At 48.9% G+C, this 16,287-nt stretch carries 28 protein-coding genes; all 28 read right to left on the bottom strand.

Annotation, left to right across the window (positions count from 1 at the left end; all coding sequences use genetic code 11):
- Positions 1-4: 4 nt before the first annotated feature.
- The 28 genes from rpsK to rpsL all read right to left on the bottom strand — a co-directional run bounded on the left by rpsK (position 5) and on the right by rpsL (position 16,121).
- Complete coding sequence (gene rpsK, locus AMD24_RS02545) at positions 5-520, bottom strand: 30S ribosomal protein S11 (protein WP_082383024.1); 516 nt, start codon at positions 518-520, stop codon at positions 5-7.
- Between the two features lie 82 nt (positions 521-602).
- The gene (gene rpsM / locus AMD24_RS02540) at positions 603-998 is read right to left on the bottom strand and encodes a 30S ribosomal protein S13 (RefSeq protein WP_062100528.1); all 396 of its coding nucleotides are present in this window, start codon (positions 996-998) and stop codon (positions 603-605) included.
- A gap of 23 nt (positions 999-1,021) precedes the next feature.
- A complete protein-coding gene (gene rpmJ / locus AMD24_RS04345) occupies positions 1,022-1,135 on the bottom strand; it encodes a 50S ribosomal protein L36 (protein WP_082383023.1) in 114 nt (37 codons plus the stop codon).
- Positions 1,136-1,156: 21 nt separating this feature from the next.
- The gene (gene infA / locus AMD24_RS02535; RefSeq protein ID WP_062100527.1) at positions 1,157-1,375 is read right to left on the bottom strand and encodes a translation initiation factor IF-1; all 219 of its coding nucleotides are present in this window, start codon (positions 1,373-1,375) and stop codon (positions 1,157-1,159) included.
- Positions 1,348-2,115 carry a type I methionyl aminopeptidase gene (map, locus tag AMD24_RS02530; protein ID WP_062100526.1) on the bottom strand — a complete coding sequence of 256 codons (768 nt, stop codon included), beginning with the start codon at positions 2,113-2,115 and terminating at the stop codon, positions 1,348-1,350. Before map ends, infA begins: the two co-directional genes overlap by 28 nt.
- Positions 2,116-2,229: 114 nt before the next feature.
- Positions 2,230-3,729, bottom strand: a complete 1,500-nt coding sequence (secY, locus tag AMD24_RS02525; protein WP_062100525.1) for a preprotein translocase subunit SecY — start codon at positions 3,727-3,729, stop codon at positions 2,230-2,232.
- Positions 3,730-3,846: 117 nt separating this feature from the next.
- The gene (gene rplO, locus AMD24_RS02520; protein WP_062100872.1) at positions 3,847-4,314 is read right to left on the bottom strand and encodes a 50S ribosomal protein L15; all 468 of its coding nucleotides are present in this window, start codon (positions 4,312-4,314) and stop codon (positions 3,847-3,849) included.
- 34 nt (positions 4,315-4,348) lie between these two features.
- Positions 4,349-4,921 carry a 30S ribosomal protein S5 gene (gene rpsE / locus AMD24_RS02515; protein ID WP_082383022.1) on the bottom strand — a complete coding sequence of 191 codons (573 nt, stop codon included), beginning with the start codon at positions 4,919-4,921 and terminating at the stop codon, positions 4,349-4,351.
- Positions 4,922-4,960: 39 nt separating this feature from the next.
- Positions 4,961-5,311, bottom strand: coding sequence for a 50S ribosomal protein L18 (gene rplR, locus AMD24_RS02510; protein ID WP_062100524.1), 351 nt, complete (start codon positions 5,309-5,311; stop codon positions 4,961-4,963).
- 13 nt (positions 5,312-5,324) lie between these two features.
- Complete coding sequence (gene rplF, locus AMD24_RS02505; RefSeq protein WP_062100873.1) at positions 5,325-5,870, bottom strand: 50S ribosomal protein L6; 546 nt, start codon at positions 5,868-5,870, stop codon at positions 5,325-5,327.
- A 113-nt stretch (positions 5,871-5,983) separates the two neighbouring features.
- Entirely contained in the window at positions 5,984-6,382 is a 399-nt protein-coding gene (rpsH, locus tag AMD24_RS02500; protein WP_062100523.1) for a 30S ribosomal protein S8, read from the bottom strand.
- 54 nt (positions 6,383-6,436) lie between these two features.
- Positions 6,437-6,985 (bottom strand): 50S ribosomal protein L5, encoded by a 549-nt coding sequence (gene rplE, locus AMD24_RS02495; protein WP_062100522.1) that lies wholly within the window; start codon positions 6,983-6,985, stop codon positions 6,437-6,439.
- Between the two features lie 10 nt (positions 6,986-6,995).
- Positions 6,996-7,304 carry a 50S ribosomal protein L24 gene (gene rplX, locus AMD24_RS02490; protein WP_062100521.1) on the bottom strand — a complete coding sequence of 103 codons (309 nt, stop codon included), beginning with the start codon at positions 7,302-7,304 and terminating at the stop codon, positions 6,996-6,998.
- A complete protein-coding gene (rplN, locus tag AMD24_RS02485; RefSeq protein WP_062100520.1) occupies positions 7,301-7,663 on the bottom strand; it encodes a 50S ribosomal protein L14 in 363 nt (120 codons plus the stop codon). Before rplN ends, rplX begins: the two co-directional genes overlap by 4 nt.
- A 30-nt stretch (positions 7,664-7,693) precedes the next feature.
- Positions 7,694-7,951, bottom strand: coding sequence for a 30S ribosomal protein S17 (gene rpsQ / locus AMD24_RS02480; RefSeq protein ID WP_148565203.1), 258 nt, complete (start codon positions 7,949-7,951; stop codon positions 7,694-7,696).
- Between the two features lie 38 nt (positions 7,952-7,989).
- Positions 7,990-8,223, bottom strand: a complete 234-nt coding sequence (gene rpmC, locus AMD24_RS02475; protein ID WP_062100518.1) for a 50S ribosomal protein L29 — start codon at positions 8,221-8,223, stop codon at positions 7,990-7,992.
- A 26-nt stretch (positions 8,224-8,249) separates the two neighbouring features.
- Positions 8,250-8,690, bottom strand: a complete 441-nt coding sequence (gene rplP / locus AMD24_RS02470; protein ID WP_062100517.1) for a 50S ribosomal protein L16 — start codon at positions 8,688-8,690, stop codon at positions 8,250-8,252.
- 47 nt (positions 8,691-8,737) lie between these two features.
- Positions 8,738-9,385, bottom strand: a complete 648-nt coding sequence (gene rpsC / locus AMD24_RS02465; RefSeq protein ID WP_062100516.1) for a 30S ribosomal protein S3 — start codon at positions 9,383-9,385, stop codon at positions 8,738-8,740.
- Positions 9,386-9,390: 5 nt separating this feature from the next.
- Positions 9,391-9,828 carry a 50S ribosomal protein L22 gene (gene rplV / locus AMD24_RS02460; RefSeq protein ID WP_082383020.1) on the bottom strand — a complete coding sequence of 146 codons (438 nt, stop codon included), beginning with the start codon at positions 9,826-9,828 and terminating at the stop codon, positions 9,391-9,393.
- A gap of 148 nt (positions 9,829-9,976) precedes the next feature.
- Positions 9,977-10,255 (bottom strand): 30S ribosomal protein S19, encoded by a 279-nt coding sequence (gene rpsS, locus AMD24_RS02455; protein ID WP_062100515.1) that lies wholly within the window; start codon positions 10,253-10,255, stop codon positions 9,977-9,979.
- 9 nt (positions 10,256-10,264) lie between these two features.
- Positions 10,265-11,104 carry a 50S ribosomal protein L2 gene (gene rplB / locus AMD24_RS02450; protein ID WP_062100514.1) on the bottom strand — a complete coding sequence of 280 codons (840 nt, stop codon included), beginning with the start codon at positions 11,102-11,104 and terminating at the stop codon, positions 10,265-10,267.
- A 35-nt stretch (positions 11,105-11,139) separates the two neighbouring features.
- On the bottom strand, positions 11,140-11,430 hold the full coding sequence (rplW, locus tag AMD24_RS02445) for a 50S ribosomal protein L23 (RefSeq protein ID WP_062100513.1): 291 nt from the start codon (positions 11,428-11,430) through the stop codon (positions 11,140-11,142).
- Positions 11,427-12,044: a 50S ribosomal protein L4 gene (gene rplD, locus AMD24_RS02440; protein WP_062100512.1), complete on the bottom strand. Its 618-nt coding sequence runs from the start codon at positions 12,042-12,044 to the stop codon at positions 11,427-11,429. Before rplD ends, rplW begins: the two co-directional genes overlap by 4 nt.
- A 2-nt stretch (positions 12,045-12,046) precedes the next feature.
- Entirely contained in the window at positions 12,047-12,703 is a 657-nt protein-coding gene (gene rplC / locus AMD24_RS02435) for a 50S ribosomal protein L3 (RefSeq protein ID WP_062100511.1), read from the bottom strand.
- A 5-nt stretch (positions 12,704-12,708) separates the two neighbouring features.
- Positions 12,709-13,014, bottom strand: coding sequence for a 30S ribosomal protein S10 (gene rpsJ / locus AMD24_RS02430; RefSeq protein WP_062100870.1), 306 nt, complete (start codon positions 13,012-13,014; stop codon positions 12,709-12,711).
- A gap of 11 nt (positions 13,015-13,025) precedes the next feature.
- Complete coding sequence (gene fusA, locus AMD24_RS02425; protein WP_062100510.1) at positions 13,026-15,179, bottom strand: elongation factor G; 2,154 nt, start codon at positions 15,177-15,179, stop codon at positions 13,026-13,028.
- Positions 15,180-15,228: 49 nt separating this feature from the next.
- Positions 15,229-15,702 (bottom strand): 30S ribosomal protein S7, encoded by a 474-nt coding sequence (gene rpsG, locus AMD24_RS02420; protein ID WP_062100509.1) that lies wholly within the window; start codon positions 15,700-15,702, stop codon positions 15,229-15,231.
- Between the two features lie 8 nt (positions 15,703-15,710).
- The gene (rpsL, locus tag AMD24_RS02415; protein ID WP_062100508.1) at positions 15,711-16,121 is read right to left on the bottom strand and encodes a 30S ribosomal protein S12; all 411 of its coding nucleotides are present in this window, start codon (positions 16,119-16,121) and stop codon (positions 15,711-15,713) included.
- Between the last annotated feature and the right edge of the window lie 166 nt (positions 16,122-16,287).

Below are 16,287 nucleotides of genomic sequence, written 5' to 3'. Positions count from 1 at the left end.
TCAACTAAACGCGGCGTTGCTTGGGAGGACGACATCCATTATGTGGAGTAGGAGTGACATCTTGAATGAGGCTTATTTCCAATCCAATGGCTTGAATAGCACGCACAGCTGATTCGCGCCCTGCCCCAGGACCTTTTACACGCACCTCCACCTCTTTAAGACCATACCCCACCATTGCCTGACGGCAGGCATCTTGTGCTACAAGTTGGGCGGCGTAAGCTGTGCTTTTTCTTGACCCTTTGAAACCACACTTACCAGCACTAGACCAGCCTACAACCTTCCCGTTCTGATCCGCAATGCTTACAATGGTGTTGTTGAAGCTGGCGAGGATATGGACAACACCTTGAACCACACTCCTGCCACCCTTTTTAGCTCTAACGACCGGCCTTCCCTGGTTGCCATCCGACCGTCTCCCACTCCCCCTCTGGGACCTGGGAGTGGCACCTGCCGCGGGCCTACGCTTGGCAGCCACCTCTTCCCCGGTTATCACCGCTTCCTCATCAGTTTTCTTATCGGACATTGTAGAACATTGTAGAAGAAAGAGATTGCACGAAAACCTGGATGGGATGGCTAGCAAATATCGCTTGCTATGAAAAGGAAAATCATACTTTGCCAGATTTGACATTTTTATTCCGGACAATGCCGACTGTCCTACGAGCTCCCTTCCTGGTGCGAGCATTAGTAGACGTTCGTTGGCCACGTACAGGAAGCCCACGACGATGGCGTATCCCACGGTAGCAATTGATGCCTTGTAGGCGTTTAAGGTGATTTTGAACCTCTCGACGCAGGTCTCCCTCAATTAAAATCTTGCTGGCGGAGATGGCGTGAACAATCGCCGCAATCTGCTCTTGGCTTAGCGCTCTAGCCCGAAGATCCACCCCAACATCGGCCTGCTCCAAAATGCGAGCAGCCGTGTGTTTGCCAATTCCATAAATATACTGCAGGGAAGCTTCAATACGCTTATCACCAGGAATTTCAACACCAAGGAGTCGAGGCATAATAAATGTTGGACTGATATTGGTTAACCTTGACGCTGTTTGTGCCTTGGGTTCTTACAAAGAACCCGCACAACGTTTTTCCGCCGCACGATCTTACAGCCTTCACACTGGCGTTTTACTGAAGCTCGGACTTTCATTCTAGCGCTTACTGTAGCTCTTTATCTGCACCGATAAGTGATGCGTCCCTTGGCCACATCATAAGGAGAGACCTCCACTGTAACCATGTCACCAGGAAGAATGCGAATAAAATTTAACCTCATCTTTCCAGAGATATGGGCCAGGACGCGTTGCCCGCCCTCCAGTTCCACACGAAACATCGTATTAGGTAGAAGCTCAACTACCTTACCTTTTACTTCAATGGAGTTTTCCTTGGACATGTTAAAATTTCTGGTTTTTCATTCGTCACGAGCACAGTGTGCTCAAAATGAGCAGATTGACTTCCGTCTACAGTCACAACAGTCCATTTGTCCTCAAGAATACGGACATCAGCTCTACCAGCATTAATCATAGGTTCGATGGCAAGAGTCATGCCAGCCCTCAATACAGGCCCGGTACCGCGCTCGCCGAAATTCGGGATTTGTGGCTCTTCATGAAGATTACGACCAACACCGTGTCCCACAAATTCGCGGACAACGCTATAACCAGCAGCAAAAGCGCATTCTTCAATGTGGGCGGAAAGGTCACCCAGTCTCCTTCCAGCCGTGGCTATAGAAATAGCGCTCATAAGAATTCCTTGGGTAGCGGAGACTAGGCGGGAAACCTCAGGCAAGACCACACCGGCAGTGATGGTAGCAGCGGTATCACCAACCCAACCCTCTCGAATAACACCCACATCGAGTTTCACAATATCTCCACATTGAATGTGACGACGGCTGCTACCAATCCCATGAACGACTTCCTCATTAAGACTAATACAAATTCTTCCAGGAAAATTTCGGTAGCCGAGAAAGGCACTACGCACTTGAGCTGCATCCATTAACTTTCCTGCTGCCTCATCAACATCTTTCGTCGTTACCCCAGGCACTATCATCCCAACAAGCTCTCCGAGAATCCCAGCCGCGATCTCACCAGCCAGACGCATCTGAAAAATCTCCTTGCTCTTCCTAATAGGGATCATAGTTTACCTTCTCTTTCCTGAAAATTATGCAGGGACAAGGGTAGGCTGGTGTTCTCTCTTTCTACGAAGAAAGCCCCAGGATGCTGGCTGTCTTTACACTGTCTGCTCACTTCTTTAGTGACGGTAAGCTACGAAAATAGTGGTACCAGTGATAACTAGGATCGCTACAGCAACATAAGCCCACACCAGGGAAGAATCTGCTGTAACTACTCCGCCACCCACGTAGTACTCGGCACCACGCCGTCGCCCTTTACGCAAGAAGCCATCGTAGTGCCGCTGGAGCAGATGAGTTTCCACCTGGCGCATGGTATCGAGGACGACACCAACGATAATCAGCAACCCCGTGCCTCCAAAAAATTGTGCTGCTGTATAAGGCAGACTTAGCCCCTGGTATAGAATCTGCGGCAGGATAGCAATGGCAGTGAGGAAGACGGCACCGGCGAAGGTTAGCCGCGTCATAGCATAGTCCAAAAAATCCGCTGTTGGCCTTCCCGGGCGTACACCAGGGATGAACCCCCCACATTTTTTTAAATCATCGGCAATTTGCACAGGTTGAAACTGCGTCGCTACCCAAAAATAGCTGAAGAAGAAGATCATACACCCGTAGAGAGTATAATGCAACCATCCAGAGGCTAGCATGTCTGCTAAATTGGAGGCAGTTCTATGTTGAGGGAATGCCATCTTTAAAATAGTGGAAGGAAAAATCAGGATTGCTTGTGCGAAGATAATGGGCATCACCCCTGCGTAGTTAACTTTGAGGGGCATGTATTGCGTTTGCCCGCCGTATACCTTGCGCCCCATTACTCGCCTTGCATACTGGATACTAATCTTTCTTTGTGCCTGAGTGACAGCAATTACTGCAGCTATCACAAGCACCAAAAAGGCGCACATTAGAACTAGAACGAGAGGATTTATGCTGGCCGTTACACCGGTAACAGTGGGAACGAATGTCTTCCAAGCCTGGAAGAGACCTGCAGGAAGCTGGGCAAGGATTCCTACTGTGATGATTAAGGAAGTGCCATTACCTATCCCTCGATCGGTAATTTGATCACCTAGCCACATGAGAAAAAGAGTGCCTGCAGTCATTGTGATAATGGTGAGTAGACGGAACCCAAGACCAGGATACGGAACTAGCTCCATATCCAACCGCTGCATTGTTCCGACAATGCCCTGAAGAAACGGGCTGGAGGCAGGATTCTCAAGAGAAAGCGCAAGGAAATAGCCCTGGACGATACAAAGTCCAATAGTAATATACCGGGCATAAAGCATGATTTTTTGGCGTCCCCCTTCCTCGCGTACTAGTTTTCCAAGACGAGGAACCACCGCTGTTAGTAGCTGCAGCATAATGGATGCACTAATGTAGGGCATGATGCCTAATGAAAAAATCGCGCAATTACCCAGCGCTCCACCTGTAAAAAGATTAAAGAGTGTGGCGACACCACCGCTTGAGTGCGAACCAGTAGCACTAACAAACCACTGCCGAAGTACTTCCGCATTTACCCCTGGAGTGGCGATCGCTGCTCCTAAACGCATGACTACGATCATGGCCAAGGTGAACATTGTCCTCCTCCGAAGCTCGGGAATCTTAAAGATGTTGTTGAAGGCGGAAACCATAGCTAACCAGAGACGGGGTATGTGCCCAGTCCATCGATGCGTAACACCCACAACATCCCACAAAACAATATCCTCGCAGCACCCCGGATTGCTCCCATGAGGAGAACAAATACTTCTCTAAGTACCTTCCGAAGAGGTCTTGCATAGCACGACGCTCCCTCCAGCTTTCTCCACTTTTTCTTTCGCTGCAGCACTAACGCGATCTATCTCGATACTGAACTGCTTTGTTATACTGCCCTTTCCTAGGAGCTTGACTACCTGCAGATGTCCTCGTACAAGCCCTCTCTTGCGTAATGTTGACTCATTGACCAATGAACCATCCTCAAAGAACTCCTCCAAATCGCCCACGTTGACGACTCCAACTGTTTCCTTAAAACGGGAATTGTTGAAACCACGCTTTGGCAAGCGCCGAATCAGCGGCATCTGACCCCCTTCAAATCCCGGGCGAATACTTCCACCAGAACGCGCTTTCTGTCCCTTATGTCCTCTGCCGGAGGTTTTTCCACGGCCACTACTTTCGCCTACACCAAGGCGCTTTCTACGATGTTTAGCTCCAGGGAGGGGTTTTAAGTCATGAAGTCTCATAATTAGGATAGCCTGTTGGCTGACGATAGCTGATTCAGCCGGCTGCAAGGAAGCCTTGGAATGGAGTAGTTTTCCCACGAACTTGATCAACCTGCTCACGCTTTCGGAGGGTAGTTAGAGCATTCAGGGTCGCCTTAACCACATTGGTAGGATTGCTAGATCCAAGAGACTTGGCCAGGACATCTCGAATACCGACAACTTCCATCATAGCGCGTACGCCGCCGCCAGCAATTACTCCTGTTCCAGGAGAAGCAGGCCGTAGTAGGACACGCCCCCCACCAAACTCCCCAACCACCTCATGGGGAAGCGTATTTGCAGTAATAGCAACATTAAGCAGGCATTTGTGCGCTGCTACTGTCGCCTTCCGGATAGCCTCACTCACCTCATTTGCCTTTCCAAAACCAACTCCAACCCGTCCTTGGCGGTCGCCTGAGACAATTAGCGCGCTAAAACTGAAACGGCGTCCACCCTTGACCACCTTGGCACATCGGTTGATGAAAACAACTTTGTCAGTGAGGGTATTTTTGGAATCGGCAGCTTGCCTGTTGGCTCCTCGTGGAGGCCGAGAGGTATTCCTTCTTTCTTTACTATTCTTGGGAGTTAGCATGTGATGTTTTGTCCTCGCGGAGAAAGGGGAAGCGCTGGGCTAGAATTGGAGACCCCCCTCTCGTGCTGCATCAGCCAGCACTCTTACCTTACCGTGGTATCGAAACCCCCCACGGTCAAACACAACGAGACGGATACCCTTCGCTAGTCCTCGCTTAGCAATAAGTGTGCCAACTGTCTTCGCGCCAGTCGTATTTGCCCTAGCGGTCCCCCTCAGGTCTTTTTCTGTAGTGTTTACGGAAGCAACTGTCTTGCCATCTACATCATTGATTACTTGGGCAGTAATGTGCCGACCTGAAAAATGCACGCTCAGACGCGGACGCTGTGTGGTGCCAAAGATCTTCCTTCGAATTCGAAAGTGGCGAATGGTACGTTTTTGGACATTAGACATAATGAAGAAGCGATTATTGAACCGTTTTCCCCTCTTTGCGACGAATTTGTTCCCCTTTTAGTCGGATGCCCTTTCCCTTAAAGGGCTCCGGTGGATAATACCTCCGAATATCTGCAGCACATTGCCCAACAAGCTGATTATCAATTCCTTCTATAGTTAGCTTAGTATTGTCCACTACGGTAACCTGGATGCCTTCTGGAACCGGAAAAAGAATTGGGCGTGAAAATCCCAGACTAAGATTTAGAACTTTTTCCCGCACAGCGGCTCTAAAGCCTACTCCATGAATTTCTAATTCTCGCTTAAATCCACTTGAAACTCCCGATACCATGTTAGAGAGAAGTGTCCGTGTTAGCCCATGCATGGCCCTCGCGCGACGTGAGTCATCACTCCGTCCTACTAGCAATTCACCCTCCCTCTCCTTGACTTGAACCCTTATCATGGGAGGCAGTACCCATGCTAATCTCCCCTTTGGGCCTTCTATTGCTACGCTGCCATCCGGGGAAAACACAGCGCTTACCCCCTGAGGAAGTTTAATCGGCTTCTTACCAAGTCGTGACATGTTTTTCTCTGTCTCTCTTTGCAACAGCTCCTTGCTCAGGAGCCACTTTTCTCGTAGAGGCAAACTTTATTAAAATCAAATGGATCCCGACTACTGTCGGGATTTATATCGGCCTACCAGACGTGAGCAAGGATTTCCCCACCAACGTTGCGATGGCGGGCCTCCTGATCGGTTAAGATTCCTAGCCGCGTCGAGAGCAGTCCGATCCCCATCCCCCCTAATACGCGAGGGATCTCTTTAGAACCCACGTATCTCCGGAGCCCAGGCCGACTGATTCTCCGCAAACCGGCAATGGCAGATCCCTTGTTTACATATTTAGCGTGAACTTTCAAGGTCGGGTGTTTTCCTGTATAATCCACTTCGACACTCTTTATATATCCTTCTCGCTTAAGGAGATGCAGAATCTCGCTCTTTAATTTTGAATAGGGAACAGTAAACTCGCTCTTACGGGCCCGAAAGGTGTTGCGCAGTCTAGTCAAGAGGTCAGCGATGGGATCGGTCAAAACGCTCATAGATGGCAGTGAATCAAGTTAACGGTAAAAAATCTAGGGGGAGTTTTGGGCTCCTTACTTCTTATCTGAAAATGGCATACCAACCTCGGCTAGGAGTGACCTTGCTTCCTCATTAGTGCTAGCAGTAGTTACGATGGTGATGTCAAAGCCAATAGTGTACTTGACTTTATCAAGCTCAACCTCGGGAAAAATCGACTGATCACTGATCCCTATTGTGTAATTTCCATGGCCATCGAAAGCCTTAGCAGAAACTCCACGGAAGTCACGTATTCTTGGCAAGGCTGCGAAGATAAAACGCTCCAAGAACTCGTACATGATGCGCCCACGGAGTGTCACCTTGGAGCCAATTTCTTGGTGTTTTCGCAATTTGAAATTAGAGACATTTTTCTTGGAAAGAGTTACTATAGGCTTCTGTCCGGTGATTAGGCCTAGATCAGCCTGGGCAACTTCTAGGGCCTCCTTTATACTAGAGGCCGAGGCCACGCAGGTGTTGATGACTACCTTCTCAATTCTGGGGACCTGGTGGACGTTCCTGTACCTGTACCTCTCTAGGAGAACCGGAATTATGCGCCTTCTGTACTCTTCTTGTAGCTTAGCTTGCATCTTGAATTTGTTAGCCTTCTCCGGAAGGGGGTTTCTCCCGCGGGCTTCCTTTTATGGCGCTCTTCTTTCCTCTTTCTCCCTTTCCCTTTTCTATCAGCTGAAGGTTAGAAATGTGAATGGGTCCTTCTTTCTCGATAAGGGCACCATTTGGGTACTCCTGACTCTTACGCTGGTGCTTCTTGAGGAGGTGTACCCCCTCTACAATAGCTCTAGACTTTTTCCTCAGAACTTGAAGAACCTTACCCTGGGCACCGCGATGGTTTCCAGAAATTACTTTTACCGTGTCACCCCGACAAATGGAAAAGCGCCCACCCATCATAACACTTCAGGTGCAAGAGAAATAATCTTCATAAATTTTTCGCGCAACTCACGTGCCACAGGACCGAAAATGCGGGTACCGCGTGGATTTCCATCTTTATCGATGAGAACAACAGCATTTGTATCAAATCGTAGATAGGAACCATCCTCTCGCTTAATATGACTCTTAGTACGGACAACCACCCCAAGGACGACTTCACCCTTTCTAACAGATCCCCCAGCACTGGCTTCCTTAATATTGGCTCGAATAGTGTCTCCTACTCTGGCAACACGGGTCGCCTTTCCAATAACACCAATCATACTAGCCTTATGTGCACCAGTATTATCAGCAACACTTAAAATACTTCTTACCTGGATCATGGAGCTTATGCTGCTAGGTTCTGTTGCTACTCAACTTAACGCTTTATGTATTTCTACCAAACGCCAGCGTTTCAGACTACTCAATGGCCGCGTTTCCACAACACTAACGTAGTTTCCCACTCTAGCTTCGTTCCTTTCATCATGAGCATAAACTTTCTTCACCTGCTTAACAATTTTCCTAAAACGGGGGTGGGCAACTCTAGACACAACACTGACAACTATTGTTTTGTCCATTTTATCCGAAACCACCTTCCCCGTACGCACTTTATGCAAGGCACGCCTCGGCAAATGATCTACATGGGCATTCTCTCCGTCATTGTAGGCGGTCATTTCAACAAGGCAACATTAACGCTGTTATTTGTGTCTCTAATCTTTTCATTCATAATGGTTTGAACACGAGCGATGTGGCGACGAAGAGTTCGCAACATGCTAGGCTTGTCCAACCGTCCGCTTTGCTGCTGAAGGCGAAGTTTAAAGATTGTTTTTCTTAATTCCTGTTCACGCGCACGGAGGTCATCAAGGGTCAATCCGTATAACTGGTCTCTCAGATCGTTTTTCATATTGGTATAGCCTAGGACTCGCTGTACTAGTTAGCAGTACTCATCAGTTTTACTGCGTGGTGACGGACAACAAAGCGAGTGCGTACCGGCAATTTGTTGGCGGCAAGGCGCAAAGATTCCCTAGCAATGGACTCCGACACACCATCCACTTCAAAAAGGATGTTACCTGGGCGTACGACAGCCACCCAATATGCGGGCTGGCCTTTTCCCTTTCCCATTCTGGTCTCAGGAGGACGTGCTGTGACAGATTTATCCGGAAAAAAACGAATCCAGAGCTTCCCTTTCCGTTTCATATTCCGTGTCATTGCGATACGTGCAGCCTCAGCCTGAACATTCGTGATCCAGGCCCGCTCCAGGGTTTGCAACCCAAATTCACCGAAATCGATCTTCAAATTACGTGACGCTGTCCCTGCACGGCTCCCACGTTGAACTTTTCTATACTTTACGCGTTTTGGCACTAGTGGCATAAGAGGGCCATTTTTGGATTAAGCATGCGACAGTTTTGGGGGTACCTTCAGATCACTTCCGCCTTGGTTTTTTCTTCCTTTCTGCAAAGCCACACTTTGACGCCGATCTTACCAGCTACTGTGTTAGCCTCACTAAATCCATAATCGATAGGAATTCGCAAAGTGTGCAGTGGAACCATTCCGACCCGCGTCCACTCTGTTCTGGCAATTTCCGCCCCCCCCAGGCGCCCTGCACATCGCACTTTGATGCCTAGAGCTCCTGCATCCATAGTAGTTTGTACTGCCTTTTTCATAGCACGACGGAAAGAAATACGGCGTTCCAGCTGGGAAGCAATATTTTCCGCTATGAGCTGCGCATCCAGGTCAGGACGCTTGATTTCCACAATGTCGATCTTTACCTGCTTACCCATCGCCATATCCGAGATTTCTTGAGTCATTTTCTCAATCTCAACCCCTCTACGTCCGATAACTACCCCTGGTCGTGCTGTGTGGATTGTGACACGCAAGCTGTTCCAGGCCCGCTCGACAACACTCCTAGAAACTGCGGCCCCCCTTAGCTTTTTTTTCAGGTACCGACGAATTCTTTCATCCCCTAGCAGGGATTCAGCATAATCCTTCTTAGGGGCAAACCAACGCGAGGCCCAATCTCGCGTGAGAGGTAACCGGAAGAGTTTTGGATGAATTTTTTGCCCCATCAGAATCAAGCCCCCCGCTTATGTTTAGACCCGCTTGTATCTAGAACTTCCTCGGACGGACTTCCAGGAAGTGGTTCCCGATTCATCCCTTGCCCTTTTTGTTTCACCTCGATTGCATCGCTCAGAACGACGGTAATGTGGCTAGTACGCTTCCGGATTGGACCAGCACTGCCGCGCGCCTTTGGCCGAAACCTTTTGAAAGTCGGCCCTTCCCCTACTGTAGCCTCTTTAACCACAAGAACACCTACATTACCGTTGCTTCTAGCATTTGCGATCGCACTCTTGAGCGTCCTAAGAATCAACGGAGACGCCTTCTTAGAGAGCGCGCCTAGTTGCAGGACACCTACGGCCTCAAGTGCAGGCAGGCCACGAATGGAACGAATCACTTCACGCGCTTTGAACGCTGAGATCCTTGCATACTTATATACTGCTTTTACCTGCATTATCTCGGTTTCCCATTATCTAACCTTTGTAGACAAACCTCCAAAGTTGGCAATAGTGAACAAGATTCATTGGTTCTGGACAACCCTTTTCGTGAGAAAAGTAAAAAGTACACGGCCCTTAAAAAAACAATCAGCCTACTTCTTCAGTCTACTTGGTTGCCTTGGCGGTGTGCGAGCCATGCTTCCTAAAAATCCTGGTGGGAGAAAATTCACCTAGCTTGTGGCCAACCATATTCTCCGTGACAAAGACTGGAACAAAGACCTTTCCATTGTGGACGTTAAAAGTGTGTCCGACAAAGTCAGGGGTGATAGTAGACTTCCGGGACCATGTCTTAATGGATTTCCTCGTCCCACTGCTATTCAAATCATCGATCTTTTCAAGAAGCTTCCATTCAACAAATGGCCCTTTTTTAAGTGATCTGCCCATATGAGGTAGCTATTTATTTCTCAGCTTTTGTTGCACGATAAAGCGACTAGAAGGCTTATGTTTCCGCCTTGTTTTAAATCCCTTAGCAAGCTGGCCCCATGGACTGACGGGATGGTGACGTCCGCCACCGCCTTTGCTCTTACCTTGTCCTCCTCCCATGGGATGATCCACTGGATTCATAGCTACCCCGCGCACGTGTGGCCTGTGCCCCAACCAGCGGCTGCGCCCGGCCTTTCCGCTAGAAATACTCATGTGATCGACGTTACCTACTCGCCCAATCGTCGCAAAACACTTCTCACTGATTTTTCGTATCTCACCAGACGCAAGTTTAATGAAAGCAGCCCCTCCTTCCCGATTAGCTAGAAAAGCTTGTACCCCGGCGCTACGCACGAGCTTGGCACCACGCCCAGGGACTAGCTCAATATTATGGATGGGAGTCCCAAGAGGGATGGATCTTAGAGGCAACGCATTGCCAACAGTAGGATCTGCTTTGTCCCCTGCCACCACCTTCTGTCCCACTCGAAGAGCTGCCGGAGCCAAGATGTAAGCTTTTTCCCTGTCCACGTACTCCAGCAGGGCAACGCGCGCACTGCGATTGGGATCATACTCAATTGCCAACACCTTTGCTTCCCCCAGCTTGTAACGTCTGAAATCGACAACTCGCAACCTCTTTTTGTGTCCACCACCACGGTGACGACTGGTTAACCTCCCCTGGTTGTTACGACCGCCAGTCCTCTTCAGAGGAAGAGTCAGGGACTTTTCAGGCCAGACCTTGGTAATCTCATCAAATTTGGGGAGTACCTTAAAACGCAGAGACGGAGTGAGGGGATGGAAGGTTTTTAGAGCCATAAACTTAAGTCTGAATCTTTAAGCCATATCTTAGCTTACGTAAAGTCGAGCTTCTCCACACTACTCAGTGTAACTATGGCCTTTTTCCAGTTCGCCTTGCGGCCAAACTTGCTAGACCGGTATCCACGTTTTCTCTTTCCGGAACAACTCATCGTATTGATAGCCAATATCTTTTTGTTAAAAAGCTGCCTGAGCGCCTGCCGAATTTGAATTTTGTTAGCGGATGGCAGAACACGAAAGGTATACTGGTTCGATTTGCTGGAGAGGAGGGTCGCTTTTTCTGTAAAAAGCACGCCACGAACTGGATTTTGTGCTTCTTTCGTCATTTGGAGAACCTTGCAGCGATAGTACTAAGGGCTGTTCTGGTAAGTAGAATTTTATCAAAAGACAGCAGGTGAGCAGCATGAACATCCTTGGCGGGTACCAGAAGCGCTCCCTGGACATTACGCGCCGCCCTCATGGTTGTTGTATCAAACATGACGTCGATAACAAGCACCTTTGTACATGTTTGGGAAACACTGTTGTCAAGAAGAGCAAGGAACTGCTTTGTTTTTGGCTCTGCTACCTGGAAGGAGTCTACGATGAGTATATCTTTCTCAAAAAGGCGAACACTAAAAGCCTTACGTAAGGCGAGACGCTTGATTCGCTTAGGGACTTTTTTTGAAAAGCTGCGCGGCTTGGGGCCAAAAACTACCCCTCCTCCTCTCCAGATGGGAGAGGATCTATACCCAGTTCTCGCACGTCCTGTCCCCTTTTGCCGCCAAGATTTTGTACCGGACAGTGACACATCGCCCTTAGACTTAGTATTAGCGCTACCACTACGGGAATTTGCGTGAAGAGCAACCACCGTATCATGCACAGCTTGTATTCCCTTCGCATTGGTAATCAACGCAACTTTTGCCTCCTCAGCTTCCTGCACTGTTAGTATAGCTGCACCCATATCTATCTGTTGAAAAGCTGAATGCCGCCTTTCTTCTTCTTAGAGGGACAAATGAGAACATATCTCCCTATTGGGCCAGGTATAGCTCCGCAAACTAGGAGGATACCATCTCGTTCTCGCACTTGGACAATCCTCAAGTTTTGCACGGTGATACGCCTGTTGCCCATATGGCCAGGCATGCCAATGTTCTTCCACACCCGACCTGGAGTAGAACGATTGCCAATAGCACCACTTCTGCGATGCATCATAGATCCGTGACTAGCTGGCTGTCCGGCAAAGCCATGCCGTTTGACAACTCCCTGAAATCCCTTCCCTTTACTATACCCAATAACGTCTACAAATTGGTCTACCTGGAAATGGGTTACTGGCAGACTGCCAAGTGACGGAGCAGTTTCATCCGGATCCATTCGAAATTCTCGAATTGTCCTTTTGGGTTCAGAGGCACTTTTGGAAAAGTGGCCAAGCTGTGCCTGAGTCACTCGTTGTTTTTTTTGGCCGTCAAAACCTACCTGAATGGCGATATAGCCATCCCTTTCCAGTGTTTTCACTTGTAGCACCCAGTTCCCACCCGCCTCAATGACAGTTATGGGAACGGTGCGCCCTTTATCGTCATACAATCGAGTCATCCCCTTCTTTTTTCCTATCAGTCCGATACTCATACGAGCTAGATCTTGATGTTAATGTCTACGCCAGCTGGTAGATTGAGTTTGCGTAATTCGTCAACAGTTTTTGCAGTTGGCTCTACAATGTCCAGGAGGCGCTTATGAGTCCGAATTTCAAATTGGTCCATCGACTTTTTATCCACATGGGGCGAGCGGTTAACAGTAAAGCGCTCGATTTCTGTTGGTAGTGGAATTGGACCACTAACCTTGGAACCTGTACGGCGCGCCGTCTCAACAATCTCTGCAGCGGAGGCATCAAGGATGCGAAAATCATACCCTTTAAGACGGATCCGAATCTTTTGCTTCATTGCTGTAGGCATCAGTCCTTTCCATTAATTTTCTGCTCTAGTACCACGCCGAGCGTTTGTTGCGGCACTTGTTCAAAGTGCGACGGCTGCATAGAGTAGGATGATCGACCTTTCGAGAGTGAACGGATTGCAGTGGCATACCCAAACATTTCCGCCAAGGGTACTTCTGCATTGATGATGCAGACAGTGCCCTTCCCATCGATACCCACGATGCGCGCGCGGCGGCGATTGAGATCACCCATAATGTCTCCTTGAAACTCTTCCGGAGTTATATTTTCCACCTTCATGATGGGCTCGAGTAGAACTGGGGTTGCCTTTTTAAGGCCGTCCTTAACTGCAAAAATAGCAGCCATCTTGAATGCAACCTCGCTGGAATCTACCTCATGATAGGAACCGTCTACAATATCAATGTGTACGTCAATGACTGGATATCCTCCCAGAACCCCATTGAGCAGACCTTCGTGGAGGCCTTTGATAACTGCTGGGATAAAATCTTTTGGGATAGTTCCACCTACTACCTTATTTTCAATTGTAATACCCTTACCGCGGTCGTTGGGGCACACCCTAATAATGACATGCCCATATTGGCCGCGACCGCCGGATTGCTTGACGAGCCGACCTTCCCCACTGGCTGACTTGGAAACGCTTTCCTTATAGGCAATTTGAGGTCTACCCGCATTGGCACCTACCTTAAACTCTCGTAGCATCCGATCTCGAATGATTTCAAGATGTAGCTCCCCCATCCCCTCAATAATTGTTTGGCCTGTTTCTGTGTTGGTACAGACACGAAAGGTTGGATCTTCTTCTGAAAGACGCTGTAGGGCAACTGCCATCTTTTCCTGATCCTGCCTAGTCTTTGGCTCAATAGCCATAGAGATTACTGGATCAGGAAAAGATGGCGGCTCAAGCAAAATAGGACAATTCTCGTCACAAAGTGTATCACCAGTAGTAATATTTCTGATACCAACGATAGCAGCAATATCCCCAGAACAGCAGGTATCTATATCTTCGCGTTTGTCTGCCTGAATTTGAATGAGACGACTAATACGCTCCCGCTTGTTGGTTCTTGGGTTGTACACAACATCACCCTTGCTCAGCTTCCCAGAGTAAACCCGGAAAAAGACTAGCTTTCCTACAAAAGGGTCAGCCCAGAGTTTGAAGGCTAGCGAGCAAAAACGGCTACTGTCATCTGCTGTTGCTAGCATAACAGAACCACTGTCTGGATCTTGGCCTCGCACGGGGGGGACGTCTAATGGACTCGGGAGGTAATCTACAATTGCATCAATTAAGCACTGAACCCCTTTATTCTTGAAGGCAGATCCCCCTACCACGGGTACAAAGCGATTCGCAATAGTCTGACGACGGACAGCAGCTTTTAGATCTCGTACAGAAATGGCTCTTTCTTCCAGAAAGAGCATGCCGAGCTCGTCGTCCAAGTCCACCATTTGTTCGAAGAGGTCACGATACGCTCTTTCAGAAGTTTCTCTCCACTCCTCCGGAACCTCAACGATCTCATATGTAGAACCCAGACTATTATCCTCCAGGTAGAGGACAGCTTTTTTATTGACTACATCAAGTTGGCCACGCAGGTTGCTCTCGTTCCCTAGCGGGATCAGGACTGGCCATGCATTCGCATTCAGTTTGGTACGCATGCTGCGCACGGCCATGTCGAAATCGGCCCCTGTGCGGTCCATTTTATTGATAAAGGCAACTCTGGGAACACCATATTTCGTAGCCTGTCTCCAAACAGTCTCAGACTGCGGTTGCACTCCAGCAACTCCACAAAAGACGGCAACGGCCCCGTCCAAGACACGCAAGGAACGTTCTACTTCTGCCGTAAAGTCGACATGACCAGGAGTATCGATAATGTTAATCCGCTGCTTTTGTCCCTCAAACAATTTACAGACTCCTTCCTCCTTATGCTGATCCCATGTACAGGTAGTAGCTGCGGAGGTAATAGTGATACCTCGTTCACGTTCCTGCTCCATCCAATCGGTGACTGTAGTTCCTTCGTGAACCTCACCAAGCTTGTGAATCATGCCAGTATAAAAGAGAATGCGCTCAGTAAGGGTGGTTTTTCCAGCATCAATATGCGCAGCAATCCCAATGTTGCGCGTGTGCTCTAACGGAAATGCACGAGCCGGCGGTGAATTAAGGTGGGCCATTGTAGCAACGCAAAGCGGTGAAGTTGAATCTTGATTCGATCATCTACAGCTACCAACGAAAGTGTGCAAACGCACGGTTGGCCTGAGCCATTTTATGCATATCGTCCCGCCTTTTAATGGCACTCCCCTGCCCTGCCGCAGCATCTTTTAACTCGTGAGCGAGTGCCTTTACCATTGGTAGTCCTTTCCGCTTGCTTGCGAGCATAACAATCCATCGAATGGCAAGAGCAATCTGACGATCAGGATTCACCTCAACGGGCACCTGGTAAGTAGCTCCACCCATACGGCGAGATTTGACCTCTAGACGGGGCTTTATGTTATCAACTGCCCTATTAAAAGTCTCTAAGGGATCAATGGCATTACTGCCCTCACGTGATTGTTCAATAGCAGTATAAACAATGCATTCCGCAACTGACTTTTTTCCGCAACGCATGACAGTATTAATCAAACGGGCAACCAATGGGCTGGCATATCGCGCATCGCGCTTGGCCTCTTTATGAAGGACTCTGTGTCTCCGTGACATAAACTAATCTACCTTTTCTTGCTCCCCTGAGCTTCTTTCTCAGTTCCAGGTTTTGGACGTTTCGACCCATACTTTGAGCGACCGCGGCGGCGGCCGTCCACCCCGAGACTATCCAGCGTGCCCCGCACAATGTGATAACGTACTCCTGGAAGGTCTTTCACACGGCCCCCACGTATCAATACAATTGAGTGCTCCTGCAAATTATGCCCCTCACCAGGGATGTAAGCAATTACTTCCTGACTATTGGTCAAACGTACTTTGGCCACCTTTCGTAGCGCGGAATTCGGTTTTTTCGGCGTCCGCGTCATCACCTGGACGCAAACGCCACGGCGCTGAGGGCACTTGGCAAGCGCTGGCGATTTTGACTTTACAGTGACTCTGCTTCGCCCACTACGGACGAGCTGGTTAGTTGTTGGCATCAAGTTGAGAAATTGCGAAAAGACCCTCCGTGGAAAAAACAATAATCCACTCACCTAGTGCATACAGGGACCAAGGGACCACCCCCTCTTCCGAGCACCCGCACTGAGGGGGGAGGCTACTCGTCCCATAGGGAGAGGTGCAAGTAAATTTTAGAATTTCGGACAT

It is taken from the genome of Candidatus Xiphinematobacter sp. Idaho Grape, assembly GCF_001318295.1.
In the GTDB taxonomy this organism is placed as follows: domain Bacteria; phylum Verrucomicrobiota; class Verrucomicrobiia; order Chthoniobacterales; family Xiphinematobacteraceae; genus Xiphinematobacter.
This window is presented reverse-complemented; position numbering and strand designations above follow the sequence as displayed.